The organism is Pseudomonas sp. Lb2C2 (assembly GCF_052112205.1).
Lineage (GTDB): Bacteria > Pseudomonadota > Gammaproteobacteria > Pseudomonadales > Pseudomonadaceae > Aquipseudomonas > Aquipseudomonas kilonensis.
Genome location: NZ_JAUTYW010000002.1, coordinates 581,527 through 604,725 on the forward strand (window position 1 = coordinate 581,527; position 23,199 = coordinate 604,725).

A 23,199-nucleotide genomic window follows, 5' to 3' on the forward strand; every position below is an offset into this window, starting at 1 on the left:
TCCGGTTCGCGGGATGCACAACTGCACCAGGGCGTGAACCGGCGATTATAAGCCAAAAGCTGTGAATCAGTCGTTGCGCGCACCACCGAAGTAGGCGCAGCCGCGCTGGACCTGACCGTTGACCCGCAGTTCGGCGCTCATGTGTTGCACGCTGCCGGTGACGCTGTCGACGCAGCGCTGGGCGGCCACCCACAGTTCGACCTTCTGGCCGTTGGCTTCGGTGCTGAGGTTGAAGCGGCCGTCGCCCAGTTGTTCTTCAAGGAAGGGCACCGCCAGCGTCGGCTGGCCTTCACGCTCAAGCACCATGCCCTTGCCGCTGGCCTTGAGGTTCCACTCCGGGCCATGACCGGCGGCACGCAAGACCAGCAGTTTGAAGTTGCCGTCATCGCAAGCGCTGCCCGAGCGTTCCAGGCGGTACAACTGCTCCAGGTCCAACTGGCTGTCGGTGCCGGCCGCTGCGCTGGAGACGATACGACCGCGCACATCGGCAAATAGCTTGCCTTGGTCATCGGCCAGGCTGGCGGCCTGTTGCAGCACGCTGGTGCCACCGCTGTCGTTGACGATGTAGCGGCGCTGTTCCTGGCACGGCTGGAACACCAGCTTGCCATCGGCCGCCGTGAGCTCGCCCTGCATGCGCGTCTGGCCGGCGTGGGAGGCACTCTGACGAGGGGCGTCGAGCAATTGGCAGCCGCTGAAGAGCGGCAGGAGGGCGACAAACAGCAGGGAGCGGGCGGCACGCATCATTGGGTCTCCAGACAAGTGCCGCCACGTTACTCAGACTGATCCTGCATCACAAGGGGTGTTAGCCCACGTGAAAGGTCTGACCGGTTTGCAGGCCTTCGACACTCTTGGCGTAGGCCAATGCGACATCGATGGCCGGGACTGGTTTGTAGCCGCGAAAGTACGGGGCGTACTTGTCCATGGCTTCCAGCAACACGTTCGGGCTCACCGAGTTGACCCGCAAGCCCCGTGGCAACTCGATTGCCGCAGCGCGCACGAAACTGTCCAGGGCACCGTTGACCAGGGCCGCCGACGCACCGCTCTTGATCGGATCGTGGCTGAGTACGCCGGTGGTGAAGGTGAAGGACGCGCCGTCGTTGGCGAATTCACGACCGATCAGCAGCAGGTTGACCTGGCCCATCAGCTTGTCTTTCAAACCCAGGGCAAAGCTGTCTTCGCTCATGTCGGCCAGGGGCGCAAAGGTGACATTGCCGGCGGCGCAAACCAGGGCATCAAAACGGCCGGTCTTTGCGAACAGGGCGCGAATCGAGGCGCTGTCGCTGATATCCACCTGCAATTCACCGCTGTGGCGGCCGATCCGCACGATTTCGTGGCGGGGCGACAGTTCGTTATCAATGGCCGAACCGATGGTGCCGTTGGCGCCGATCAACAGGATTTTCATGAGCTGTTCCTCAATGGGTTGAATGAGTTTTCAGTCTAGAGAGGTTCTTTCCATTGATAATCATGCTAATAGGCAACCTTTGGTTTTCAATTGGAAACAATCCAATGAGCGAAATGGATGACCTGGCGGCGTTTGCCGTGTTGATGGAGGCCGGCAGCTTCACCCTGGCGGCCCAGCAGTTGGGGTGCAGCAAGGGCCAGTTGTCCAAGCGCATCAGCCTGTTGGAGAGCCGGTTTTCGGTGGTGTTGCTGCAACGCACCACGCGGCGCTTGAGCCTCACGGCGGCAGGGGCGGCGTTGTTGCCCCAGGCCCAGGCGCTGTTGGTGCAGGTGGAACGGGCACGTCAGGCATTGGCGCGTTTGAAGGACGATATTTCTGGGCCGGTGCGTATGACGGTTCCGGTTTCGTTGGGTGAAACGTTCTTCGAGGGCTTGCTGATGGAGTTCGCTCGTACGTATCCCCACGTACAGATCGAACTGGAGCTCAACAACGGTTACCGCGACCTGACCCGCGATGGTTTCGACCTGGCGATCCGCTCCGACGCCGCTATCGATGAGCGGCTGGTGGCCCGGCCATTGCTGGCGTGGCACGAAATGACCTGCGCCAGCCCGGCCTACCTTGAACACTATGGCGAACCCGAGACGCCCCAGGCCCTGGTCGAACATCGCTGCCTGCTCAACAGCCACTACAGCGGCCGGGAAGAATGGCTTTACCACCAGCAACACGAGCTGCTGCGGGTCCGAGTCTCGGGGCCGTTCGCCAGCAACCACTACAGCCTGTTGAAGAAAGCCGCCCTGGCCGGCGCCGGAATCGCCCGGCTGCCGTCGTATTTGCTGCATGAAGAGTTGGCCGATGGACGCCTGCACTGGCTGCTGCGCGACTACCAGACCCGGCGCATGCCGATGTACCTGGTGCACCCGTATCAGGGTGGATTGCCCAAGCGCACCCAGGTGCTGGCTGACTATCTGATCGACTGGTTCAAGCGCAGCGGCGAGGCGTTGGATCGGCTGCAGCGATAGCCCGGTCATCGGCCAGTCCCTGTGGGAGCGAGCTTGCTCGCGAAGGCGGTGGCACATCCGGCATTTGTACAAGCTGACCCGCCGCTATCGCGAGCAAGCTCGCTCCCACAGGGGATCTGTGTTCAGTCGTGGGCGTAACGCTTGGCAATCAGGTGGTCGATGGACAACACCCCCGGCCCACGGGCCATCAGGTAGAGCAAGACCGCCGCCCAGGTGCCATGGGTCGGGTAGGCGTCCGGGTAGACGAACAGCTGGATGGTCATTGTCATGCCCAGCAAGGCCAGCGCTGAAAAACGTGTCGCCAGGCCAAGCAGGATCAGCACCGGGAACACGTGCTCAGCAGCGGCCGCCAGGTACGCGGCCAGTTCCGGCGACAGCAGCGGCAGGGCGTATTCGCTTTTGAACAGGGGAATGGTCGAGTCCGCCAGCCGCGGCAGGCCGATCTGGAAAGTGCCGTCGAACAGGTCGATGGCCAGGCCTTCGATTTTGGTCTGGCCGGATTTCCAGAACACTGCGGCAATCGAGAAGCGCGCGATGAAGGCGATCAGGCTGTGGGGGATTTTTTCCAGCCATTGGATGGAACCGGCAATCAGGGCGTTCATGGGGATATCTCTTCAGCCAGGAGGTGGGTGATGGCCTGGTGGCGGATGAGCCCGGCCAGGGTGTGTTCAAGGTCGAGATCGATCGAGGCTTCAATGGCAGCGCTCAGGGACACCCCCTGTTGCAGGGCCGTGATGAACCCATGGGCCGCGTGACTGATCGCAAACACTTCCACGTCGAGACCGTGGCGCAGCACCAAGGCGTTTTGCGCAGCGAACGCTTCGAACGGCACGGGCGTCTGGTGCTGATGGGCGGCCCAGATCGTCACCACGGCGAAGGGCGATTGCAGCAGCCGCAGTGACGGGTGAAGACCGATCTTCAGGTGCCTTGTCAGCGTGGGAGATGACAGCGCCTCGACGATGGGTTCTTGCGCCATGGGCTCGGCGTCGGCGGCATGCCAGGCTTGCACGTGCAGTCGCTCCAGGCGGGCGACGTCCGCCAGGTACGGCACACAGGCGGCGGGTTCGAATTGCTCGACGAACTCGGCAAAATCATCCCCGTAGTCGCTCATCACCGGGCTTCGCGGCGGTGCCGACTGGACGTAGACCCCGGCCATGCCTCGGAAAAACTCCTCGCCCACCAGTTGCACCACCACCGGGTAGTTGTCGGCCAAGGCGTTGATCAATGAGCTGAGCACGTTGTTGCGGTACACCGCGAAGCGGCTCTGCGGGTCGGCGCCATTGGCGCTGACCACGCCGGGTGGACATGCCTTGCGCGGGTCGAGCAGGGCGGCGGCGAATGCGTGCTGGCCGCTCATGGCCGGGCTCCGGCGGTGGCTAAAAGTTGATCGGCCTGGCGCGCCTCGGCCAGCAGCACCCCCCAGGGAGGGATGTGGTTGTCGCGCTCGATCAGCGTGGCTACCGGCCCGGTCCGCTCCAGTACCTGGAGATACAGTTGCCAGACGTCGTTGTCGATGGGCGCGCCGTGGTTGTCTATCAGCAGGCGTGCGCCGAGGCTGTCGGTGTCCTCGGCAAAGCCGGCCAGGTGAATTTCACCGGTCGCTTGCAGGGGCAGGGCGTCGAGGTAGGCCAGTGGATCGCGGCAGTGGTTGACGCACGAAACGTAGACGTTGTTCACATCCAGCAGCAGGCCGCAGCCGGTGCGCCGGATCACTTCGCTGATGAAGAGGGGCTCGTCGAGGGTCGAGGCCTCGAACGCCAGGTAGGTGGCCGGGTTTTCCAGCAACAGCGTACGTTTGAGGCTGGACTGCACCTGGTCGACGTGTTCGCAGACCCGGTCGAGGGTCGCTTCGTCGTAGGCCAGGGGGAGCAGGTCATTGAGGAACACCGGGCCGTGGCTGGACCAGGCCAGGTGTTCGGAAAAGGATTGGGGCTGATAGCGTTCGACCAATGCGGCCAGGCGCTGCAAATGCGCGACATCCAGCGGCCCCTCCCCACCGATCGACAGGCCGACGCCGTGTAGCGACAGCGGATACTGTTCGCGTATCCGCCCCAAGAAGTGATGAAGCGGCCCGCCGGCGACCATGTAGTTTTCCGCGTGCACTTCGAAAAAGCCCAGATCCGGTCGGGTCTGGAGCACCTCACGAAAATGCTCGCTCTTGAGCCCCAACCCTGCCCTTGGCGGCAGCCGGTTATCAGTGGCGAGGGAGGGGGGATTCAACATGGTGGCGGGCCTCAGGCAGATGCGATCAGGACTTGGCTTTGAACGCTTCGAGCTGGCCGAAACCAGTCGGGGAGGTTTTGCTTTCCATGGTGGTGCAAGTGCCTTTGGGTACCGATTTCCAGGCGTTGCCCTGATAGTCCATTTTTGCCGTACCGGCGCAGGTGGTGCCGGCACCGGCGGCGCAGTCGTTCTTGCCTTTGAGGGCAATGCCGAAGCATTTTTCCATGGTGTCGTCGGCTGCGTGGACGGTCGAGACGGCTGTCATGCTCAGGGCAGAACCCAGGGCCAGGATCAGGGCTGTGGCGGACAGGGTGCGGGTCGAAGCAGTCATGATGATTCTCCAGTCATTCAGGGAAATGAACCGGCGTTAGCGCCGGTCTGCTGAACTAGAGAAGGGGGATAGGGAAGTGTTACAGCGGGTCCTCGATTTTTTTGCTTACCTCAAAAAAAACGGCCCGAAGGCCGTTTTTTTAATGCTGCAGACTCAACCGCCCAGGTACGCCTCGCGCACTTTCGGGTCGGTCAGCAGGGCTTCACCGGTGCCTTGCATCACCACGCGACCGTTCTCCAGCACGTACGCCCGGTCGGCGATTTTCAGCGCCTGGTTGGCGTTCTGCTCCACCAGGAATACCGTCACGCCGTCCTTGCGCAGTTGTTCGATGATGTCGAAGATCTGCTGGATGATGATCGGTGCCAGGCCCAGGGAAGGCTCGTCGAGCAGCAGCAGCTTGGGCTTGCTCATCAGCGCACGGCCGATGGCGAGCATTTGCTGTTCGCCGCCGGACATGGTGCCGCCGCGCTGGGTAAAGCGTTCTTTCAGGCGTGGGAAAAGGTGCAGGACCTTGTCCATTTGTTCCTGAAAGTCGCCCTTGTCGGTGAAGAATCCGCCCATGGCGAGGTTCTCTTCCACGGTCAGTCGGGCAAATACCCGACGGCCTTCCGGCACCACCGCAATGCTCTTGCGCATGATGTGCGACGAGTCCTGGCCCACCAACTCCTCACCCATGTAGCGGATGCTGCCGCTGTGGGCCTGGGGCGAACCGCAGAGCGTCATCAGCAGGGTGGATTTGCCGGCGCCGTTGGCACCGATCAGCGTGACGATTTCGCCCTGGCGGACCTCGACGTTGACGCTGTGCAGGGCCTGGATCTTGCCGTAGAAGGTGGAAACGTTTTCGAATTGCAGCATTTACGCTTCCCCCAGGTAGGCTTTGATCACTTCAGGATTGTCGCGGATCTGTTCCGGCGAGCCGTCGGCCAGGGGGGTGCCCTGGTTGATCACGACGATGTGGTCGGAAATGCTCATGACCAGCTTCATGTCGTGCTCGATCAGCAGCACGGTGACGTTGTGCTCCTCGCGCAGCACGCCGATCAGGGCTTTCAGGTCTTCGGTTTCCTTGGGGTTCAGGCCGGCAGCCGGCTCGTCGAGCATGAGGATCCGCGGACGGGTCATCATGCAGCGGGCGATTTCCAGGCGCCGTTGCTGACCGTAGGCCAGGGTCCCGGCGGTACGGTTGGCGAACTCCTTGAGGTTGACCTTCTCCAGCCAGTACTCGGCGTACTCCATGGCCTCGCGTTCGCTTTTGCGGAACGCCGGGGTCTTGAACAGGCCGGCAAAGAAGTTGGTGTTCAGGTGACGATGCTGGGCGATCAGCAGGTTTTCGACCGCCGTCATGTCCTTGAACAGCCGCACGTTCTGGAAGGTGCGCACCACACCCTTGCGGGCGATCTGGTGACCGGGCAGGCCCTGGATCGGCTCGCCGTCCAGCACGATGGTGCCGCCAGTGGGCTGATAGAAGCCGGTCAGGCAGTTGAACACGGTGGTCTTGCCCGCGCCGTTAGGTCCGATCAGCGCAACGACCTGTTTTTCTTTCACGGTCAGGGCCACACCATTGACCGCCAGCAGACCGCCGAAGCGCATGCTCAAGTTTTCGACTTTCAGGATCTCGCGGCTCATTTGCGCAGCTCCATGTGAGGGCGTTGCATCGGCAGCAGACCTTGAGGACGCCAGATCATCATCAGCACCATCAAGGCGCCGAACATCAACATGCGGTATTCGCTGAATTCACGCATCATTTCGGGCAGCAGGATCATCACGATGGCCGCCAGGATCACGCCCAACTGCGAGCCCATCCCGCCCAGCACCACGATGGCGAGGATGATCGCCGACTCGATGAAGGTGAAGGATTCCGGTGTCACCAGGCCCTGGCGAGCGGCAAAGAAACTGCCGGCAAAACCGGCGAACGCAGCGCCGAGGGTGAAGGCCGACAGTTTGATCACGGTTGGGTTGAGACCCAGCGCACGGCAGGCGATCTCGTCTTCACGCAATGCCTCCCAGGCGCGGCCGATCGGCATGCGCAGCAGGCGGTTGATGACGAACAGCGCGGCCAGGGCCAGCAACAGCGCAACCAGGTAGAGGAAGATCACCTTGTTGATCGAGTTGTATTCCAGGCCGAAGTACTCGTGGAAGGTCTGCAGGCCTTCGGCGGCTTTACGTTCGAAGGTCAGGCCGAAGAACGTCGGTTTCTCGATGTTGCTGATGCCGTTCGGGCCACCGGTGATGTCGGTCAGGTTGCGCAGGAACAGACGGATGATCTCGCCAAAACCCAGGGTCACGATGGCCAGGTAGTCACCGCGCAAGCGCAGGACCGGGAAGCCCAGCAGGAAACCGAAGGTGGCGGCCATCATCCCGGCGATCGGCAGGCAGATCCAGAAGCTCAGGCCGAAGTAGTGGGACAGCAGCGCATAGCTGTAGGCGCCGACGGCGTAGAAGCCGACGTAACCCAGGTCCAGCAGGCCGGCCAGGCCTACGACGATGTTCAGGCCCAGGCCGAGCATCACGTAGATCAGGATCAGCGTGGCGATGTCCACCGCGCCGCGGGAGCCGAAGAACGGCCACACCAGGGCCACGACGATCAGGCCTAGCACGATCCAGCGCTGGGTCGATGGCAGGGTCAGGAAGTTGCTGGCCTTGGCCGGGATCACCGGCAGGCCGGGCGAGGACTTCCACATGGCGCTGATCTGCGTGCTGAACAGCACACGCACGAACATCAGCAGCGAGCACACGGCGATGGTCGCCAGGATGGCCGGGCTGGTGCCGTGCACTTCCAGGTTGATGCCGACGATGGTCAGTTTAAGACCCAGTACCGGGTAGGCCACGGCCCAGACCAGCAGGGCGCTGAAGAGCGCCGATTTGAGATGCCTAGTCATACTTTTTCAACCTCCGGGCGGCCCAGGATGCCGGTCGGCCGGAACAACAGAACCAGAACCAACAAGCCGAATGCCACGACGTCCTTGTACTGGTCGCCGAAGATGTCGGCGCCAAAGGCTTCCGCCACGCCCAGCACCAGCCCGCCGAGCATCGCGCCGGGAATGCTGCCGATACCGCCCAGTACCGCGGCGGTGAAGGCTTTCAGGCCGACGAGGAAGCCGGCGTTGGGGTTGATCACGCCGTATTGCATGCTCAACAGCACCGCGGCGATGGCCGCCAGGGCCGCACCGATGACGAAGGTCAGGGCGATGATGTTGTTGGTGTTGATGCCCAGCAGGTTGGCCATCTTGATGTCCTCGGCACAGGCGCGGCAGGCGCGGCCCAGGCGGGAACGGGAGATGAACAGCGTCAGGCCGAGCATGGCGACCAGGGTCACCACGAACACCACGATTTGCATGTAGGAAATCAGCACTTCATGTGCCCCGCCTGGTCCGATGGCAAAGTTGCCCGGAATCAGGTTGGGTATGGATTTGTCCTTGGAGTCTTGCGAAAGCAGTACCGTGTTCTGCAGGAAAATCGACATGCCGATGGCGGAAATCAGCGGGATCAGACGGTTGCTGCCGCGCAGGGGGCGGTAGGCGATCCGTTCGATGCTGTAGCCATAGGAACTGGTGACGACGATGCTCGCGATGAAAGCCGCGGTCATCAACAGCGGGACACTGTCGAGTCCCATCATGGCCAGCCCGGCGATGGCGATGAACGCCACGTAGGAGCCGATCATGTACACCTCGCCGTGGGCGAAGTTGATCATTCCAATGATGCCGTAAACCATCGTATAGCCGATGGCGATCAGGGCATACGTGCTGCCAACGGTCAGGCCGTTAACCAGCTGCTGGAAGAAGTGATAGATGTCAGGCATTACAGCGCTCCTAAAAACCTGATACGCATTTCACTGGTGGAGTCATTTTCCCGCCCGGGTCCCGTGGATCTGCATCCACTTCGAACACGAGGTTTGCCAGCGAACCGCTGATGACGGTTTTGAGATTTTCAGGTGGGGAGACTGGCGGATCACGCCAGCGCGGCCCAATACATTTAAAACAAAGCCCACGGCACGCCGTGGGCTTTATTGGCAGTCAGTCAGGCCAGGCCTTACTGAGGCGAAGCTTCGGTTTTAGGTTTGCCGAAGTGCCACTCGTAGACCACGAACTTGAAGTCCTTCAGGTCGCCCTTCGCGTCGAAGCTCAGGTCACCGGTTGGGGTCTTGAAGGTGCCGGCGTGGATGGCTTCAGCCACTTTGCCTGCGTCTTCGCTCTTGGCAGCCTTGATAGCGTCGGCGATCACGGTCACTGCGGAGTAGGACGGGAACACGAACGGACCGCTCGGGTCTTCTTTCTTGGCCTTGAAGGCGTCAGCCAGGGCGATGTTGGCAGGGTCCTGGTCGAAAGATTTCGGCAGGGTTACCAGCAAGCCTTCGGAAGATTCCTTGGCGATCTGCGAGATGGAGTCGTTACCCACGCCTTCCGGACCCATGAACTTGGCCTTCAGGCCTTTTTCCTGGGATTGACGCAGGATCAGGCCCAGCTCTGGGTGGTAGCCGCCGTAGTAGACGAAGTCGACGTTGGCTTGCTTGAGCTTGGCGATCATCGAGGAGAAGTCTTTGTCGCCGGCGTTCACGCCTTCGAAGACGGCAACCTTGACGCCTTTGTCTTCGAGGGTTTTCTTCACGGCGCTGGCGATGCCTTCACCGTACTGCTGCTTGTCGTGCAGGACCGCAACGATCTTCGGCTTGACGTGGTCGGCGATGTAGTTGCCGGCCGCAGGGCCTTGGGCGCTGTCCAGGCCGATGGTGCGGAAGATCATCTTGTAGCCGCGAGCGGTGATGTCCGGGCTGGTAGCGGCCGGGGTGATCATGATCACGCCTTCGTCTTCGTAGATGTCCGAAGCGGGCTGGGTGGAGCTGGAGCACAGGTGGCCGACCACGAACTTGATGCCGTCGTTGACGACTTTGTTCGCGACCGCGACCGCTTGTTTTGGATCACAGGCGTCATCGTATTCAACGGCGACGAGTTGCTTGCCGTCGACGCCGCCCTTGGCGTTGATCTGTTCGATGGCCATTTTCGCGCCGCTGAACTGCATGTCGCCGTATTGGGCTACAGGGCCGGTCTTCGGGCCGGCGATGCCGATCTTGATGGTGTCGGCGGCAAACGAATGGCTGGCAACCCCGGCCAGAACCATAGCGGCAAACAGTTTGGAAATCTGCTTAGTAGCCTTAGTCATAGTGCTCCACTCATGCTGTTGTAGTTTTTATAGTCCTGGCGCCGTAGCAGCAGAACCGGGTCAGATATCTTGGATACCCTCGCGGAAAATGCCCCCGGCAACTGTACCGGTACAGTGTAGAGCGCCGATTGTTGGCAAGGGAAGCTGGCGCTTGGGGGCAAAACCTGGGGGTGTCGCTTAATTGAAAGAAAAAGACAGAATAGCGGCGGGGTTTGTCCGGTCATATCGGCAATCCTTGGCTTTCCTGCGCTTTTCATTCGGTACTGCAATTGCTACCGGGTTTTTCTGCCAGACCACCGACGTTATCATTCGCGCCGATTTCTTTTCCGGACAGGTCCCATGAATCAAGAACCTAGCACCCTCTATGCCAAGCTGCTTGGTGAAACCGCATCCATTACCTGGAAAGAGCTGGAGCCGTTCTTTGCCAAGGGTGCCCTATTGTGGGTCGATCCGGCACTGGATTTGATCGCCGCCGCCGAGGCCGTTGCCCAGGACGAAGGTACCAAAGTCGCCGCCTGGCTGGCCGCCGAGCAGCTCGCCAAGCTGTCTGAAACGCGGGCGCTGGATTTTCTGGAGCGCGATCCGCCGCTTTGGGCGGTGGTGGTTTCGCCCTGGATTATGATCCAGGAAAGGGCGTCGAGCTGATCGGCGCACCAAGTTGGTTCGTGTTTTTTGTCCGCTGAAAGTGTGTAGGTGAGTAGCGTGATGGCGTCCTGCCGTGGCGAAACGCCACAAGGGAGGGTGACGTATACGTAACGGGAACAGTTCATGGAGCAGCCTTTGGGCTGCTCAATTGTTTCTGGATGTTGTTCAGGTGCAGGATTCAGGACCGCTATCGCGAGCAAGCTCGCTCCCACAGTGGGTCTGTGTATACCAAACCCTGTGGGAGCGAGCTTGCTCGCGATTGGAGGCAACGTGGTGCTGCGTCAGCCTCAGTAACTCTTGCCAGTATGGTTATTCAGCGAAATAACCTTGGTCTTGCCAATGCGGTGACGGTAGATCTCACGCAGGTACTTGATGGATTTCTTCACGCAGTCGCGGGACAGGCGGATGTCGTTGATCGAGACGAACTTGTCCTTGTCGTTGATCAGCTCGCGATACTTTTTCTCGTACATCGGCTTGATCGCATACCAGTTGGTGTCGAGGATCTTCGCCGGGTTTTCGAATTCGTTGAGCAGGTCGTCGATGCGTGCTTCGTCGAAGTCTTCATTGATGATGAAGTCCAGGATCGAGTTGTCCAGGGTGTCGTCGAAGCGGTACGGGGTGCGGGCGAAGCAGCGTTTGATGAAGGCCACGATCAGGGTCAGGAAATCATCCGACAGGCACGGGCTCTTGGCGATCAGGGTGGTCAGCGACAAGTTGGCCGACGCGCCGATCACCAACGCGTAGCGCTTGAGGGTGGTGTTGGGGAACAGGCTGTTGAGGTGGGTCTTGAGCCGGTTCAGATCCATGTAGGACAGCTTGTAGTCCTTGGGCAAGGAAACGATGGACACCACCGACGAGCAGTTCTTGAAGAAGTGCAGGTCATGCAGGGCGGCTGCGTCGTAGCCGGAATTCTTGTACTGCTCAAGCGATGCCCGGTAGCGCTTGGATTCGATCGGCAACAGGCTGATGCCTTCGATGGCCTGGGTGACCTTGTTGAAGTGCGGCAGGTCGATGGAGCGGAAGAACAGGTCGTCGATGTTCAGGCGTGGCGGCTCTTTCTCGAACACCTTGAACTTGTCGCCGCTCGGCGCCGGGGTTTCCGGGACGACGGACTCGGCGTAGGCAATTGCCACCGGGCCGGCCAGGCTCATGAACAGGTCGTTGGCGTCCAGGCGAATGGTTTCGCCAATGTCGATGCCTGCACGGCGGAAGTAGTTCTGGTCGTAGTCGGTGGTGACCGCCTGGGCCGTCAGGATGTTGAAGATCTGCTGGGAGATGTACTGGTTGGCGTGTTTCTCCATGGCATTGACATCAATGTTCTGGATGTTGCCGTCATCGCTTTCTTCGGCGTAGCGCATGATGTCGTTGGAGATCAGCATCATCGCGTTCCAGGGGCGGATACGCCCCATGACGCTGGCTTCGCTGCTGTCTTCGTTGGCGAAGTTGTACGAGAAATCCCATTCTTCCGACAGGTACTTGCACAGCAGGCGTCCGGCGTTGATGTGCAACGCCTCGGACATTTCGCTGCGGTGGTCGGAAATGTTCGGCAGCACACAGATGCCGCTGGTGAAAATCGGTTCGAAGACGAAGGAATGACCGCTCTTGCTGTCGTGTTCGTCCATCGGCTTGGTGTCGAACGTCTTGTTCATGTACGAGTATTGCTGGGCCAGGCCGAACTCCGAGGCCATGCCTGAACCGGTACCGCCGCCGGCGCTGAAGATCGAGAAGTACAGGCGCGACTGGTTGGCCTTGATGCCGCAGCTGTCGATCAGGTACGAGTGGATCATTTTCCAGTCGGGGCTGGAGAAGCGCTGGGTGTCCTTGTTCAGGATGATCTTGGCCAGGTACTGGCCCAGGATCGGCGCGTTACCGGCGCCACCGGCGTGGACTTCCGAGAGGTCCATGATCTTCATTTTGCTGTAGTCGCGCAAAAAGCCGCTTTTCTCGCCCTTGCGCGAAAAACGGATACGCCCGGCGATGTCCTTGTCCAGGTCGCCGAGCATCACCAGCGGTTCCACCAGGAACACCGGTTTGCTGGCCTTGCTGGTGCCCAGGCGCAGGTTGTTGCGGATCCACTGCGCGGGGCTGTAGCCCTTGTCGCTGTAGGCCTTGTCTTCGGCGTTGAATTCGTTGAGGTAGAACTTGCGGGCGTTGTACACCAGCTCCGCCACGTCCAGGGCGATGTTGGAGCCGCAGCGACCCAGGCCGATCAGGCACACCGACGGGAACTCCTGCTGGGCGCGGTCGCTCTCGTCCTCTACCAGATGGGGTGGTCGCGGGAACACCGCGTCGCGCAGGCCATCAAGGTTGTCGAGGATCCGGTCGGTGTTGGTTTCGGTGAAATACAGATACTGTTGAGTCGATAGGGGACGCGAGCTGCTCGATGGTTTCGAGACTTCAGGGCCGTTGGCGGCCGGGCTCAGGGTCAGATCGGATACCGCAGTGGCTGTTTTTTTGGAAGTCATTGTGCGCCATATGCCTGAACTGGTTGGTTCGACGAGCGCTGTCATCGAACCATCGCGGATGGGAGCTCGCGTCCGTGGATGGCGCGAAGGTCGGCCCGAGCGTCCAGGGCTATAGCCTGAGCGCCGCTCGAGAGATTCTTTCCTGATAGGTTGAATCGGCCACCGGAAGATGATCTTTAATCAGGAATGGGCGAAATGATGGCAATTGTTACAGGAAATTGACCGTTATCAAGAAACGCGCCGCTCGCCATGGGTGGGTATCAGCCTTGCGAATGATTGGAGACAGCCTGCGCGCCGCTGTCTAGATTGCAGATTCCGCTAATGCTCCATAACAATAAAAGAGACGGACCCATGCAGAACTCGACCCAAGCGGCGAATGCCTGGCGCATTCTGTTCCTGTTGTTCCTGGCCAACCTGTTCAACTTCTTCGACCGCACCATCCCGGCGATCATCATCGAGCCGATCCGCATGGAGTGGAGCCTCAGCGACTTCCAGATCGGCATCATCGGCACCGCCTTCACCATCGTCTACGCCATTGCCGGGTTGCCATTGGGACGCATGGCCGATACCGGTTCGCGCAGCAAGTTGATGGGCTGGGGCTTGGCGACCTGGAGCGCGCTGACGGCCGTCAACGGCCTGGTGGGCAGTTTCTGGGCGTTCCTGGTGGTGCGCATGGGCGTGGGGATCGGCGAGGCGAGTTATGCGCCGGCGGCCAACTCACTGATCGGCGATCTGTTCCCGGCCCATCGCCGGGCGCGGGCCATGGGCATCTTCATGTTGGGCCTGCCGATTGGCTTGCTGCTGGCGTTCTTCACCATAGGGGCGATGGTCAAGGCCTTCGACAGCTGGCGCGCGCCGTTCTTTATCGCGGCAGTGCCAGGCCTGGTACTGGCGGTGTTCATGTTCTTCATCAAGGAGCCCAAGCGCGGCGCGGCGGAAGCCGTGCAGGTGTCCCAGGAAAAGATCGACCGGCCGATCCGTCGAGTGTTGGCGATTCCCACTTTCCTGTGGCTGGTGCTGGCCGGGTTGTGCTTCAACTTCGCCACTTATGCCTGCAACTCCTTCCTGGTGCCGATGCTGCAGCGTTATTTCCTGATGCCGCTGCACGAGGCGGCCGTGGCCACCGGGATCATGGTGGGTGTGACGGGGTTGTTCGGACTCACCCTTGGCGGCTGGGTCGCGGACAAGATCCACCAGCGCGTGCCCAACGGCCGCCTGCTGTTCGCAGCGTTCAGCCTGGCGATCTCGACGGTCACCACGGCCTGGGCCCTGCATGCCGGGCGCATTGAGATCGGCGTGTTCGTGGCGGTGTTCAGCGTCGGCTGGCTGTTTGCCTATAACTTTTACACCTGCGTCTACACCGCGATCCAGGATGTGGTGGAGCCGCGCCTGCGCGCCACGGCGATGGCGTTGTACTTTGCCGGGCTGTACTTGCTCGGAGGCGGCCTGGGGCCGGTGGTGGTGGGCGCTTTGTCCGACTACTTCGCCCGCACGGCCATGGCCGCGGCCGGGGTCGACCAGATGACCGAAGCGTTCAAGGCCATCGGCCTGCATGATGCGATGTACCTGATTCCGGTCGCGCTGTTCCTGACCATGGTGTTCCTGTTTTTGGCATCACGTTGTTTTGTGCGCGATGCCAAGCGGATGAAGGACGGGATGAGCACGGTGGTGGTGCCGGAAGGTGTCGTGGCGACGGCCTAAAGAGATTTTGTGGCAATGATGCTTTTGTGGCGAGGGAGCTTGCTCCCGCTGGGCCGGGCTGGCGCTCCAGCGCGAAGCGGCCCCAAAAATGTTGCGGTCGCTGCGCAACCGAGCGGGAGCAAGCTCCCTCGCCACAAAGGCCGTGTGTTACAGGTTATCCAGCCTTTTCGTCCCGCCCACGCAGCAAGCGATTGGGCATCGCCAGCGCCGCGGCCAACCCCAACAGCGACACTGCCGCGCTGATCACCAGCAAATGCCGGAACGTCGCCTGCAATTCCTTGCGCAAGGCGTTCTGCGCCTCGCCTGGGGCGGCGTTCAGGCCGTCCAGCAAGACGTTGCCGGAATGCCCTTCGCCGATCAGCGACGTGCTGGCGAGCTGGGCGAAGCTTGAGTCCTGCAGCAAGGCCAGCAGCAACGCCGACATCAGTGCCACGCCCACCGCGCCGCCAAGGGAGCGGAACAGGTTGGTGGTGCTGGTGGCGACGCCGATGTCCTGTTGGTGTACGGCGTTCTGCGCACCCACCAGCGAAGTGGGAAACTGCATGCCGGAGGCGATGCCGCTGAGCAGCATGAACAGGCTGCTCAGCCAGAGCGCGGCGGGCGGGGTGAAGGCCATGCCGAGGATGGTGAACGGGAAGAGCAGGGCGCCGCTCAGGATCATCGGCTTGTAGCGCCCCGTGACCGAGGTCCGGCGGCCGGCGAAATACGCGCCGATCGGCAGCCCTATCGCCAGCGGCAACAAGTGCAACGCCGCACTGTCGGCGCCCGCGCCGGTCACGCTCTGGAAGCGCAACGGCACCAGCACCGTCAGGGAAATCGCCTGGAAGCTGGTGAAGAACACCGTGCACCAACACAGCACCGCATCGCGGTTGGCGAACAGGTGCATCGGCAACAACGGCTCCCGCGCCCGGCGCTCGTGCCAGGCGAACACCCCCAGCGCCGCTCCTGCGCAACCCAGCAGTCCCAGCACTTCACGGCTGTGCCAGGCATGACCCTGGCCGACCTGGGTAATCCCCAGCAGCAGCGCCGTCAGGCCAATGATCAGCAACACGGTGCCCAGGTAATCGATGATCGGCGTGCGTTGCGGCACTGGCAGCCCGACCAGGCTGCGTCGGGCCACCCACCAGGCCACCAGGCCCAGCGGCAGGTTGATCCAGAACACCCAGCGCCACGACAGGTACTCGGTCATGTAGCCGCCGAGCACCGGCCCGGCCACGCTGGCCACCGCGTACATACTGCTGAAATAACCCTGGTAGCGACCGCGTTCGCGAGGCGCGATGATGTCGCCGATGATCGCCTGGCTCACCGAAATCATGCCGCCGGCGCCGATGCCCTGGAAAATCCGCGCCAGCACCAGTTGCTCCATGTTTTGTGCCAGGCCGCAGAACAGCGAGGCCAGGGTGAACAGGCCCATGCCGAACAGCATCAGCGGCCGGCGACCGTAGAGGTCACCGAGCTTGCCGTAGATCGGCACTGCCACGGTCATGGCGACCATGTAGCCGGAAATCACCCAGGCCAGCAGGCTGACGTCGGCAAACTGTGCGGAGATGGCCGGCATCGAGACGGCGACGATGGTCTGGTCCAGCGCACCCAGGAAAATCGCCAGCATCAGGGCTGCCAGCACGCTGCGGATGGCCGGTTTTGGGGCTTGGAGCGTATTGAACTGAGTCAAGGCAGAACCTGCGGACATCGCGCCGGAGAGGCAAAATGGGACGAAGTCCGCAGTTTAAGTCGATAGGCGACTATTCGATAGCCTCGTAAGGAAGTCCGACGTAATTTTCCGCGATGGTCTTGCGACCGGCCTCGGAGTCGACGAAATATTCCAGCTCGGCTTCGCTGATGCGCTGGTTGAAGGCATCGTCGTCGAAGCGGTGCAGCATCGAGGTCATCCACCAGGAGAACCGTTCGGCTTTCCAGACGCGCCGCAGGCAGATGGCCGAATACTTCTCCAGCAGATCCACACGGCCGTCGCGATAGACCTTGAGCAGGATGTTGAACAGCGTGCTGACATCGCTGGCCGCCAGGTTCAGCCCCTTGGCGCCGGTGGGCGGAACGATGTGGGCCGCGTCGCCCACCAGGAACATCCGCCCATACTGCATCGGCTCGACCACGAAGCTGCGCAGCGGGGCGATGCTTTTCTCGATGGACGGGCCGGTCACCAGGGCTTCGGCCAGGTCGGCGGGCAGGCGGTTTTTCAGTTCATTCCAGAAACGCTCGTCCGGCCAGTCGGCCACTTGTTCCTCGGCGGGCACTTGCAGGTAATAACGGGTGCGGGTCTTGGAGCGCATGCTGCACAAGGCAAAACCGCGTGCGTGGCGAGCGTAGACCAGTTCTTCGTGGACCGGCGGGGTGTCGGCCAGCACGCCGAGCCAGCCAAACGGGTAGACGCGTTCGAAGACCTTGAGTTTTTCCGCAGGAATGGACTGTCGCGCCACGCCGTGGAAACCGTCGCAACCGGCAATGTAGTCGCAGTCCAGGCGCCAGGTTTCCCCTTCATGCTCGAAGGTCACGAAAGGGTTTTCAGTTTGCATGTCGTGGGGTTGAGCATTGCTGGCCAGGTACAGGGTCCGGGCGCCGGCGGCTTCGCGGGCGGCCATCAAGTCACGGGTCACCTCGGTCTGGCCGTAGACCATGACGTTTTTACCGCCGGTCAGGCCCTTGAGGTCGATGTGCACCCGCCGATCGTTGAGCACCAGTTCAAAACCGTCATGGGGCAGGCCTTCGGCGTCCATGCGCTGGCCGACGCCAGCCTGGCGCAGCAGTTCGACCATGCCCTGCTCCAGCACACCGGCGCGGATGCGGCTCAGGACGTATTCCGGGGTCTGGCGTTCGAGGATGACAGTGTCGATCCCGGCGTTGTGCAGCAACTGGCCGAGCAACAGGCCAGAGGGGCCGGCACCGATAATAGCGACTTGGGTCTTGAGGGTTTTCATTGTTCTTATGACTCGCACGAAGCACGCGACCAGGGTCGGTGTTGATTATTAGAAATCGAGTGCCTACATTTTTCGCTTGCGGACCTGTCAATTGAAGGGGAAAACTGAGCCGATACCTGTTCTTTTCGCCAATTGGTGCGATTATCGCCCGCAACCCCAGGCCCGGATCCACGTTATGAAAAAACCTGACCTGCCTTCGATCCCGGTGTTCAAGCTCTACGGTGAGAGCCAGGAATGGCCGACGCCGGACCTGTTGCACTGCGAGACCATCTCCAAGCGCAGCCGCGAGCATCAATGGGAAATCAAACCCCATCGGCATGCCGATCTGTGCCAGTTGTTGTTTGTCTTCAAGGGCCAGGCGGAACTGGAAATCGAGGGCCGGCGCACGCACCTCACCGAACCGGCCGTACAGATCCTGCCGCCGCTGTCGGTCCATGGCTTTCGTTTTTCCGAGGACGTGGAAGGTTACGTGGTGACCCTGGCCGCGCCGCTGGTCACGCACCTGCAAGCGCAACAGGGGCATTCGGTCAACGTCCTGGCCCAGGCTGAAAGCTACCCCGCCCTTGAGAATGCCGAGTACCTCAATAGCCTGTTCAGCGCCTTGCAGAATGAGTACGTGGGGCATCAACCGGCGCGGGAAATGCTGATGCATGCGCTGGTCAGCGTGATCATGGTCTGGGTCAGCCGTCAGGTGATGCAGCGCCACACCCAGGCCCAGCGCCCGCAGCGGGCCCGGGAATACCTCAACGGGTTCATTCAGTTGGTGGAAGAAACCTATCGCGAGCACGTCAAGGTCGAAGACCTGGCCCATCGCCTGGGTATTTCCGTGTCGCACCTCAACGGCACCTGCCGGGAACTGGCGGGGCAACCGGCGTTGCAGATCATGCATGAGCGTCAGTTGCTGGAAGCCAAGCGCCTGCTGACCTACACCGGCATGACCATCTACGAGATTTCCGAAATGCTCGGGTTTTCCGACCCGACCAACTTCACCCGGCTGTTCCGCCGGCGCGTCGGGATCTCGCCCAAGGCGTTCCGCGACCGGCTCAAGACCGATCAACAGGACGACTGACCACGCCTCAGCGCAGGGCGTTCAGGGTCGCGCTGTGGGGGATGCACCGTTCGAAGTTGCAACTGGCGTATTCACGGGGCAGTTGCCGGGCCTGCTCGACCCGATAGGCCGCAGTGCCATACAGCGCTAGCGTGGCGGCGCAGGTGACAAAAATGGCGAGGCGTCTTCTTGTTTTAATGTTCATGGCGGTGACCTCTGAACGAATACCCGGGGGTACTACTTTCAGCATAGGTCAGCTATGGCGAGTTGCCAGCCAGGCAGGCTTTGTGTGTAACCCGATATTCAGAACACTGATAACCCCCTGTTGGGGGAGCAGACCTGTGGGAGCAAGGCTTGCTCCCACAGATCAGTTCCACAGGGGATTGGGGTGGTCTTTTAACCGGGTTATTCCAGGTGTTCTGGCTTCATCGGGTCGCCTGGCTTGACGTCCAGTTGCTTGCGCACGTCTTCGAACATTTCGTCGTAGTACTTGTGCATCGAGCCGATGCTGGCGGTCTTGGGCAAGCCGTATTTCTGGGCGATGCGCGTGGCATGGCGGGCGAAGTCGAAGGCCTGGTCCTTGGCCAGGAAGAACGTCTCGTCCAGGGTCTTGTCCTCGATGGTGCCATGCACCCGGAACGACATGCCCGTGCCCTCCTTGCCGTCCTGATCGACCTTGTAGTCGATGCACAGGTTGTAGCTGAAATCGTCCTTGTTCAGCGCATGGCGCTCCATGTGCAGGTGTCCGGGTTCGAACATGGCCATAAGCAACTCTCCTTCGAAGGCATGGGGAGTAGGGCAGACCCTGGATCCGCCCCGCAAGTTTCCTGTTATCGATAAGTGATGCCGGGTGTCGCCGTGCTGATGCGGGTGCCGGCCTTGCCCTGGACGATCGCGTCGATGTCCGAGAGTGAACCGATCACGGCGACCTTGCCAGTGTTGCGCGCGAATTCGCAGGCCGCCTGGACCTTCGGCCCCATGGAACCGGCGGCGAAGCCGAGCTTTTCCATGTCGTCGGGGTGGGCCTGGGCAATGGCTTTCTGGGTCGGCTTGCCGAAATCGATGAACGCGGCGTTGACGTCGGTGGCGATCACCAGCAGATCGCTTTCCAGCTGTTCGGCCAGCAGCGCCGAGCACAGGTCCTTGTCGATCACCGCTTCCACGCCTTGCAGCTTGCCGTCGGCGTCGTACATCGTCGGAATGCCGCCGCCGCCGGCACAGATCACGATGCTGCCTTTTTCCAGCAGCCATTTGATCGGGCGGATTTCAAAGATGCGCTTGGGCCTGGGGCTTGCGACCACGCGACGGAATTTGTCGCCGTCGGGGGCGATGGACCAGCCCTTCTCCGCCGCGAGCTTTTCCGCCTCGCTTTTGCTGTAGACCGGGCCGATGGGCTTGCTGGGCTTCTGGAAGGCCGGGTCGTTGCCATCCACTTCCACCTGGGTCAGGAGCGTGGCGAAGGGGACTTCGAAGTCCAGCAGATTGCCCAGTTCCTGTTCGATGATGTAGCCGATCATGCCTTCGGTTTCGGCGCCGAGCACGTCCAGCGGATACGGCGTGACCGAGGTGTAGGCCGCCGCCTGCAACGACAGCAGGCCGACCTGCGGGCCGTTGCCGTGGGCGATGACCAGTTGATTGCCCGGGTGGATTTTCGCGATCTGTTCGGTCGCGGTGCGGATGTTGATGCGTTGATTGTCTGCGGTCATGGGTTCACCCCGACGCAGTAGGGCGTTACCGCCCAGGGCAACGACGATACGCATGGTGCTGTCCTTTCAAAAATGGAACGAGAACGCAGTGATGATCGTTCCCACGCTCTGCGTGGGAACGCCGCCCGGGACGCTCCGCGTCCCTGTGACGCAGAGCGTCACCGGATGCATTCCCACGCAGAGCGTGGGAACGATCACTCTTCAAGCGCCTAGATATCCGCCAACGCCGAGACCAGGATCGCCTTGATGGTATGCATGCGGTTTTCCGCTTGCTCAAAGGCGATGTTGGCCGGCGATTCGAACACTTCTTCGGTCACTTCCACACCATTGGCCAGGTTCGGATAACGGGCGGCGATGTCTTTGCCGACCTTGGTTTCGCTGTTATGGAACGCCGGCAGGCAGTGCATGAACTTCACCCGCGGGTTGCCCGAGGCCTTCATCATTTGTGCGTTGACCTGGTAGGGCAGCAATTGCTCGATGCGCTCATCCCAGGCCTCCACTGGCTCGCCCATGGACACCCAGATGTCGGTGTGGATGAAGTCCACGCCCTTGACGGCTTCCTTCGGGTCTTCGGTGATGGTGAGGCGCGCGCCACTTTCGGCGGCGAAGGCCTGGCACTGGTCGATGAAGTCCTGATGCGGCCACAAGGCTTTCGGCGCGCCGATGCGCACGTCCATGCCCAGTTTGGCGCCGATCATCAGCAGCGAATTGCCCATGTTGTAGCGCGCGTCGCCCAGGTAGGCGTAGCTGATGTCATGCAGCGGCTTGTCGCTGTGTTCGCGCATGGTCAGGGTGTCGGCGATCATTTGGGTGGGGTGGAATTCGGCGGTCAGGCCGTTGAACACCGGCACCCCGGCGAACTTGGCCAGTTCCTCGACGATCTCCTGTTCGAAGCCACGGTACTCGATGGCGTCGAACATCCGCCCCAGCACTCGGGCGGTGTCTTTCATGCTTTCCTTGTGACCGATCTGTGACGACACCGGGTCGATGTAGGTGACGTGGGCGCCCTGGTCATGGGCCGCGACTTCGAAGGCGCAGCGGGTGCGGGTCGAGGTTTTCTCGAAGATCAGCGCGATGTTTTTGCCTTGCAGGTGTGGACGCTCGGTGCCGGTGTATTTGGCACGCTTGAGGTCTCGGGACAGGTCCAGCAAATAGTGCAGCTCGCGAGGGGTGTGGTGCATCAAACTCAGCAGGCTGCGGTTGCGCATGTTGAACGCCATGATGTGGATCTCCTCAGGTGTAGGTTATCCCCGGGGCCGGTCTCTGCCGTGGGATGCAGAGCAGTGCCGGCCCAGGCTCAAAGGTTAGTAATCGATCGGGTCGCGGATGATCGGGCAGGTCATGCAGTGACCACCGCCCCGGCCTCGGCCCAGCTCACTGGCGCTGATGGTGATGACTTCCACACCGGCCTTGCGCAGCAGGGTGTTGGTGTAGGTGTTGCGGTCGTAGCCGATCACCACGCCCGGTTCCACGGCCACCACGTTGTTGCCGTCGTCCCATTGCTCGCGCTCGGCGGCGAAGCTGTTGCCGCCGGTTTCGACCACCCGCAGGGCCGGCAGCTTGAGGGCCGCGGCCACGGTGTCGAGGAAGCTGCCGTCCTCGCGACGTACATCGATGCCGCCGGGCTTGCTTTCGTCAGGGCGTAGGGAGAAGGCGACGATCTGGCTCACCACTTCCGGGAAAATCGTGACCAGGTCGCGGTCGCAGAAGCTGAACACGGTGTCCAGGTGCATGGCGGCGCGGGATTTCGGCAAGCCGGCGACGATCACCCGCTCCACGGCTTTGTTCTTGAACAGGTTCAGCGCCAGTTGGCCGATGGCCTGGCGGGACGAACGTTCGCCCATGCCGATCAGTACCACGCCGTTGCCAATGGGCATCACGTCGCCGCCTTCGAGGGTGGCGTTGCCGTGATCCTGGTCCGGGTCGCCGTACCAGATCTGGAAGTCAGCCTGGGTGAACTCAGGGTGGAATTTGTAGATGGCGCTGGCCAGTAGGGTTTCCTGGCGGCGCGCCGGCCAATACATCGGGTTCAGGGTCACGCCGCCGTAGATCCAGCAAGTGGTGTCGCGGGTGAACTGGGTGTTGGGCAGCGGCGGCAGGATGAAACTGGAATGCCCGAGGAAGTCGCGGAACATCTGGATGGTCTTGCCACCGAAGCTGTCCGGCAGGTCATCGGCCGAGACGCCGCCGATCAGGAATTCGGCGATATGGCGCGGCTCCAGGCTGCGCAGCCACGAACCGACTTCATTCACCAGGCCCAGGCCCACCGAGTTGGCGGTGATCTTGCGTTGCAGGATCCAGTCCAGGGCTTCGGGGATGGCGACGATGTCGGTCAGCAGGTTGTGCATTTCCAGTACGTCGATGTCACGCTCGCGCATCTTGGTGACGAAATCGAAATGATCGCGCTTGGCCTGGTTGACCCAGATCACATCGTCGAACAGCAGCTCGTCGCAGTTGTTCGGGGTCAGCCGCTGGTGGGCCAGGCCTGGGGAACACACCATGACTTTACGTAGTTTGCCGGCTTCGGAATGAACGCCGTATTTCACTTTTTCCGTGGTCATTACAAATCCTC

The 23,199-nt window shown here is 61.4% G+C and carries 23 protein-coding genes; 4 read left to right on the forward strand and 19 right to left on the reverse strand.

Annotated elements, in window-relative coordinates:
- Window positions 1-66 precede the first annotated feature (66 nt).
- Both Q7F16_RS06940 and Q7F16_RS06945 read right to left on the reverse strand, forming a co-directional pair.
- Window positions 67-741 (reverse strand): COG3650 family protein, encoded by a 675-nt coding sequence (locus Q7F16_RS06940; RefSeq protein WP_046065451.1) that lies wholly within the window; start codon window positions 739-741, stop codon window positions 67-69.
- 61 nt (window positions 742-802) lie between these two features.
- Window positions 803-1,402 carry a short chain dehydrogenase gene (locus Q7F16_RS06945; protein ID WP_014336883.1) on the reverse strand — a complete coding sequence of 200 codons (600 nt, stop codon included), beginning with the start codon at window positions 1,400-1,402 and terminating at the stop codon, window positions 803-805.
- Between the two features lie 104 nt (window positions 1,403-1,506).
- Here Q7F16_RS06945 and Q7F16_RS06950 point away from each other — a divergent pair, with 104 nt between their 5' ends.
- Window positions 1,507-2,421 (forward strand): LysR family transcriptional regulator, encoded by a 915-nt coding sequence (locus Q7F16_RS06950; RefSeq protein WP_046065437.1) that lies wholly within the window; start codon window positions 1,507-1,509, stop codon window positions 2,419-2,421.
- Between the two features lie 122 nt (window positions 2,422-2,543).
- Here Q7F16_RS06950 and Q7F16_RS06955 read toward each other — a convergent pair whose 3' ends face one another.
- From Q7F16_RS06955 to Q7F16_RS06995, 9 genes are all read right to left on the reverse strand, one after another.
- Window positions 2,544-3,023: a DoxX family protein gene (locus Q7F16_RS06955; protein WP_046065436.1), complete on the reverse strand. Its 480-nt coding sequence runs from the start codon at window positions 3,021-3,023 to the stop codon at window positions 2,544-2,546.
- Entirely contained in the window at window positions 3,020-3,778 is a 759-nt protein-coding gene (locus Q7F16_RS06960; RefSeq protein ID WP_046065435.1) for an HvfC/BufC N-terminal domain-containing protein, read from the reverse strand. The genes Q7F16_RS06955 and Q7F16_RS06960 overlap by 4 nt, the downstream gene beginning before the upstream one ends.
- Window positions 3,775-4,644, reverse strand: a complete 870-nt coding sequence (gene bufB / locus Q7F16_RS06965; RefSeq protein WP_046065434.1) for an MNIO family bufferin maturase — start codon at window positions 4,642-4,644, stop codon at window positions 3,775-3,777. The genes Q7F16_RS06960 and bufB overlap by 4 nt, the downstream gene beginning before the upstream one ends.
- Window positions 4,645-4,669: 25 nt before the next feature.
- Window positions 4,670-4,975, reverse strand: coding sequence for a BufA1 family periplasmic bufferin-type metallophore (locus Q7F16_RS06970; protein WP_046065433.1), 306 nt, complete (start codon window positions 4,973-4,975; stop codon window positions 4,670-4,672).
- A gap of 153 nt (window positions 4,976-5,128) precedes the next feature.
- Entirely contained in the window at window positions 5,129-5,830 is a 702-nt protein-coding gene (locus tag Q7F16_RS06975) for an ABC transporter ATP-binding protein (RefSeq protein WP_014336889.1), read from the reverse strand.
- Window positions 5,831-6,598 (reverse strand): high-affinity branched-chain amino acid ABC transporter ATP-binding protein LivG, encoded by a 768-nt coding sequence (gene livG / locus Q7F16_RS06980; RefSeq protein WP_046065432.1) that lies wholly within the window; start codon window positions 6,596-6,598, stop codon window positions 5,831-5,833.
- Window positions 6,595-7,851, reverse strand: coding sequence for a high-affinity branched-chain amino acid ABC transporter permease LivM (locus tag Q7F16_RS06985; RefSeq protein WP_024619164.1), 1,257 nt, complete (start codon window positions 7,849-7,851; stop codon window positions 6,595-6,597). The genes livG and Q7F16_RS06985 overlap by 4 nt, the downstream gene beginning before the upstream one ends.
- Window positions 7,848-8,771: a high-affinity branched-chain amino acid ABC transporter permease LivH gene (gene livH, locus Q7F16_RS06990; protein ID WP_014336891.1), complete on the reverse strand. Its 924-nt coding sequence runs from the start codon at window positions 8,769-8,771 to the stop codon at window positions 7,848-7,850. Before livH ends, Q7F16_RS06985 begins: the two co-directional genes overlap by 4 nt.
- 230 nt (window positions 8,772-9,001) lie before the next feature.
- Complete coding sequence (locus Q7F16_RS06995; protein ID WP_046065430.1) at window positions 9,002-10,129, reverse strand: branched-chain amino acid ABC transporter substrate-binding protein; 1,128 nt, start codon at window positions 10,127-10,129, stop codon at window positions 9,002-9,004.
- A 339-nt stretch (window positions 10,130-10,468) separates the two neighbouring features.
- Between Q7F16_RS06995 and Q7F16_RS07000 the strand changes: the two genes are divergently transcribed.
- A complete protein-coding gene (locus Q7F16_RS07000; protein WP_409555870.1) occupies window positions 10,469-10,774 on the forward strand; it encodes a DUF2288 domain-containing protein in 306 nt (101 codons plus the stop codon).
- Between the two features lie 287 nt (window positions 10,775-11,061).
- Here the strand turns inward: Q7F16_RS07000 and Q7F16_RS07005 are convergent, their stop codons facing one another.
- Window positions 11,062-13,239, reverse strand: a complete 2,178-nt coding sequence (locus Q7F16_RS07005; protein WP_079303682.1) for a hypothetical protein — start codon at window positions 13,237-13,239, stop codon at window positions 11,062-11,064.
- 351 nt (window positions 13,240-13,590) lie between these two features.
- On the opposite strand from Q7F16_RS07005, the gene Q7F16_RS07010 reads away from it, so the two are divergent.
- On the forward strand, window positions 13,591-14,940 hold the full coding sequence (locus Q7F16_RS07010; protein WP_046065427.1) for a spinster family MFS transporter: 1,350 nt from the start codon (window positions 13,591-13,593) through the stop codon (window positions 14,938-14,940).
- A gap of 154 nt (window positions 14,941-15,094) precedes the next feature.
- Here Q7F16_RS07010 and Q7F16_RS07015 read toward each other — a convergent pair whose 3' ends face one another.
- Entirely contained in the window at window positions 15,095-16,630 is a 1,536-nt protein-coding gene (locus tag Q7F16_RS07015) for an MDR family MFS transporter (protein ID WP_409555869.1), read from the reverse strand.
- Between the two features lie 52 nt (window positions 16,631-16,682).
- Window positions 16,683-17,873 (reverse strand): 4-hydroxybenzoate 3-monooxygenase, encoded by a 1,191-nt coding sequence (gene pobA, locus Q7F16_RS07020; protein WP_409555868.1) that lies wholly within the window; start codon window positions 17,871-17,873, stop codon window positions 16,683-16,685.
- Between the two features lie 175 nt (window positions 17,874-18,048).
- Between pobA and Q7F16_RS07025 the strand changes: the two genes are divergently transcribed.
- Window positions 18,049-18,942 (forward strand): helix-turn-helix domain-containing protein, encoded by an 894-nt coding sequence (locus Q7F16_RS07025; RefSeq protein ID WP_409555867.1) that lies wholly within the window; start codon window positions 18,049-18,051, stop codon window positions 18,940-18,942.
- A 7-nt stretch (window positions 18,943-18,949) separates the two neighbouring features.
- Here the strand turns inward: Q7F16_RS07025 and Q7F16_RS07030 are convergent, their stop codons facing one another.
- The 5 genes from Q7F16_RS07030 to arcA all read right to left on the reverse strand — a co-directional run bounded on the left by Q7F16_RS07030 (window position 18,950) and on the right by arcA (window position 23,188).
- A complete protein-coding gene (locus tag Q7F16_RS07030) occupies window positions 18,950-19,126 on the reverse strand; it encodes a hypothetical protein (RefSeq protein ID WP_162843733.1) in 177 nt (58 codons plus the stop codon).
- Window positions 19,127-19,326: 200 nt separating this feature from the next.
- Window positions 19,327-19,686: a DUF5064 family protein gene (locus Q7F16_RS07035; protein WP_018610734.1), complete on the reverse strand. Its 360-nt coding sequence runs from the start codon at window positions 19,684-19,686 to the stop codon at window positions 19,327-19,329.
- 65 nt (window positions 19,687-19,751) lie between these two features.
- Complete coding sequence (arcC, locus tag Q7F16_RS07040) at window positions 19,752-20,681, reverse strand: carbamate kinase (RefSeq protein ID WP_409555866.1); 930 nt, start codon at window positions 20,679-20,681, stop codon at window positions 19,752-19,754.
- Window positions 20,682-20,836: 155 nt separating this feature from the next.
- Window positions 20,837-21,847 (reverse strand): ornithine carbamoyltransferase, encoded by a 1,011-nt coding sequence (locus Q7F16_RS07045; protein ID WP_046065424.1) that lies wholly within the window; start codon window positions 21,845-21,847, stop codon window positions 20,837-20,839.
- 84 nt (window positions 21,848-21,931) lie between these two features.
- Window positions 21,932-23,188, reverse strand: coding sequence for an arginine deiminase (gene arcA, locus Q7F16_RS07050; protein ID WP_046065423.1), 1,257 nt, complete (start codon window positions 23,186-23,188; stop codon window positions 21,932-21,934).
- Between the last annotated feature and the right edge of the window lie 11 nt (window positions 23,189-23,199).

Excerpts from the sequence above, each read along its gene's own strand:
- Q7F16_RS06945 (WP_014336883.1), bottom strand. The coding sequence starts at position 1,402 with ATGAAAATCCTGTTGATCGGCGCCAACGGCACCATCGGTTCGGCCATT.
- arcA (WP_046065423.1), bottom strand. The coding sequence starts at position 23,188 with ATGACCACGGAAAAAGTGAAATACGGCGTTCATTCCGAAGCCGGCAAA.
- livG (WP_046065432.1), bottom strand. The coding sequence starts at position 6,598 with ATGAGCCGCGAGATCCTGAAAGTCGAAAACTTGAGCATGCGCTTCGGC.
- Q7F16_RS07005 (WP_079303682.1), bottom strand. The coding sequence starts at position 13,239 with ATGACTTCCAAAAAAACAGCCACTGCGGTATCCGATCTGACCCTGAGC.
- pobA (WP_409555868.1), bottom strand. The coding sequence starts at position 17,873 with ATGAAAACCCTCAAGACCCAAGTCGCTATTATCGGTGCCGGCCCCTCT.
- arcC (WP_409555866.1), bottom strand. The coding sequence starts at position 20,681 with ATGCGTATCGTCGTTGCCCTGGGCGGTAACGCCCTACTGCGTCGGGGT.
- livH (WP_014336891.1), bottom strand. The coding sequence starts at position 8,771 with ATGCCTGACATCTATCACTTCTTCCAGCAGCTGGTTAACGGCCTGACC.
- Q7F16_RS07025 (WP_409555867.1), top strand. The coding sequence starts at position 18,049 with ATGAAAAAACCTGACCTGCCTTCGATCCCGGTGTTCAAGCTCTACGGT.
- Q7F16_RS06955 (WP_046065436.1), bottom strand. The coding sequence starts at position 3,023 with ATGAACGCCCTGATTGCCGGTTCCATCCAATGGCTGGAAAAAATCCCC.
- Q7F16_RS06995 (WP_046065430.1), bottom strand. The coding sequence starts at position 10,129 with ATGACTAAGGCTACTAAGCAGATTTCCAAACTGTTTGCCGCTATGGTT.
- Q7F16_RS07030 (WP_162843733.1), bottom strand. The coding sequence starts at position 19,126 with ATGAACATTAAAACAAGAAGACGCCTCGCCATTTTTGTCACCTGCGCC.
- Q7F16_RS06960 (WP_046065435.1), bottom strand. The coding sequence starts at position 3,778 with ATGAGCGGCCAGCACGCATTCGCCGCCGCCCTGCTCGACCCGCGCAAG.
- Q7F16_RS07000 (WP_409555870.1), top strand. The coding sequence starts at position 10,469 with ATGAATCAAGAACCTAGCACCCTCTATGCCAAGCTGCTTGGTGAAACC.
- Q7F16_RS07035 (WP_018610734.1), bottom strand. The coding sequence starts at position 19,686 with ATGGCCATGTTCGAACCCGGACACCTGCACATGGAGCGCCATGCGCTG.
- Q7F16_RS06940 (WP_046065451.1), bottom strand. The coding sequence starts at position 741 with ATGCGTGCCGCCCGCTCCCTGCTGTTTGTCGCCCTCCTGCCGCTCTTC.
- Q7F16_RS06985 (WP_024619164.1), bottom strand. The coding sequence starts at position 7,851 with ATGACTAGGCATCTCAAATCGGCGCTCTTCAGCGCCCTGCTGGTCTGG.
- Q7F16_RS07010 (WP_046065427.1), top strand. The coding sequence starts at position 13,591 with ATGCAGAACTCGACCCAAGCGGCGAATGCCTGGCGCATTCTGTTCCTG.
- Q7F16_RS06970 (WP_046065433.1), bottom strand. The coding sequence starts at position 4,975 with ATGACTGCTTCGACCCGCACCCTGTCCGCCACAGCCCTGATCCTGGCC.
- Q7F16_RS07045 (WP_046065424.1), bottom strand. The coding sequence starts at position 21,847 with ATGGCGTTCAACATGCGCAACCGCAGCCTGCTGAGTTTGATGCACCAC.
- Q7F16_RS06975 (WP_014336889.1), bottom strand. The coding sequence starts at position 5,830 with ATGCTGCAATTCGAAAACGTTTCCACCTTCTACGGCAAGATCCAGGCC.
- bufB (WP_046065434.1), bottom strand. The coding sequence starts at position 4,644 with ATGTTGAATCCCCCCTCCCTCGCCACTGATAACCGGCTGCCGCCAAGG.
- Q7F16_RS07015 (WP_409555869.1), bottom strand. The coding sequence starts at position 16,630 with ATGTCCGCAGGTTCTGCCTTGACTCAGTTCAATACGCTCCAAGCCCCA.
- Q7F16_RS06950 (WP_046065437.1), top strand. The coding sequence starts at position 1,507 with ATGAGCGAAATGGATGACCTGGCGGCGTTTGCCGTGTTGATGGAGGCC.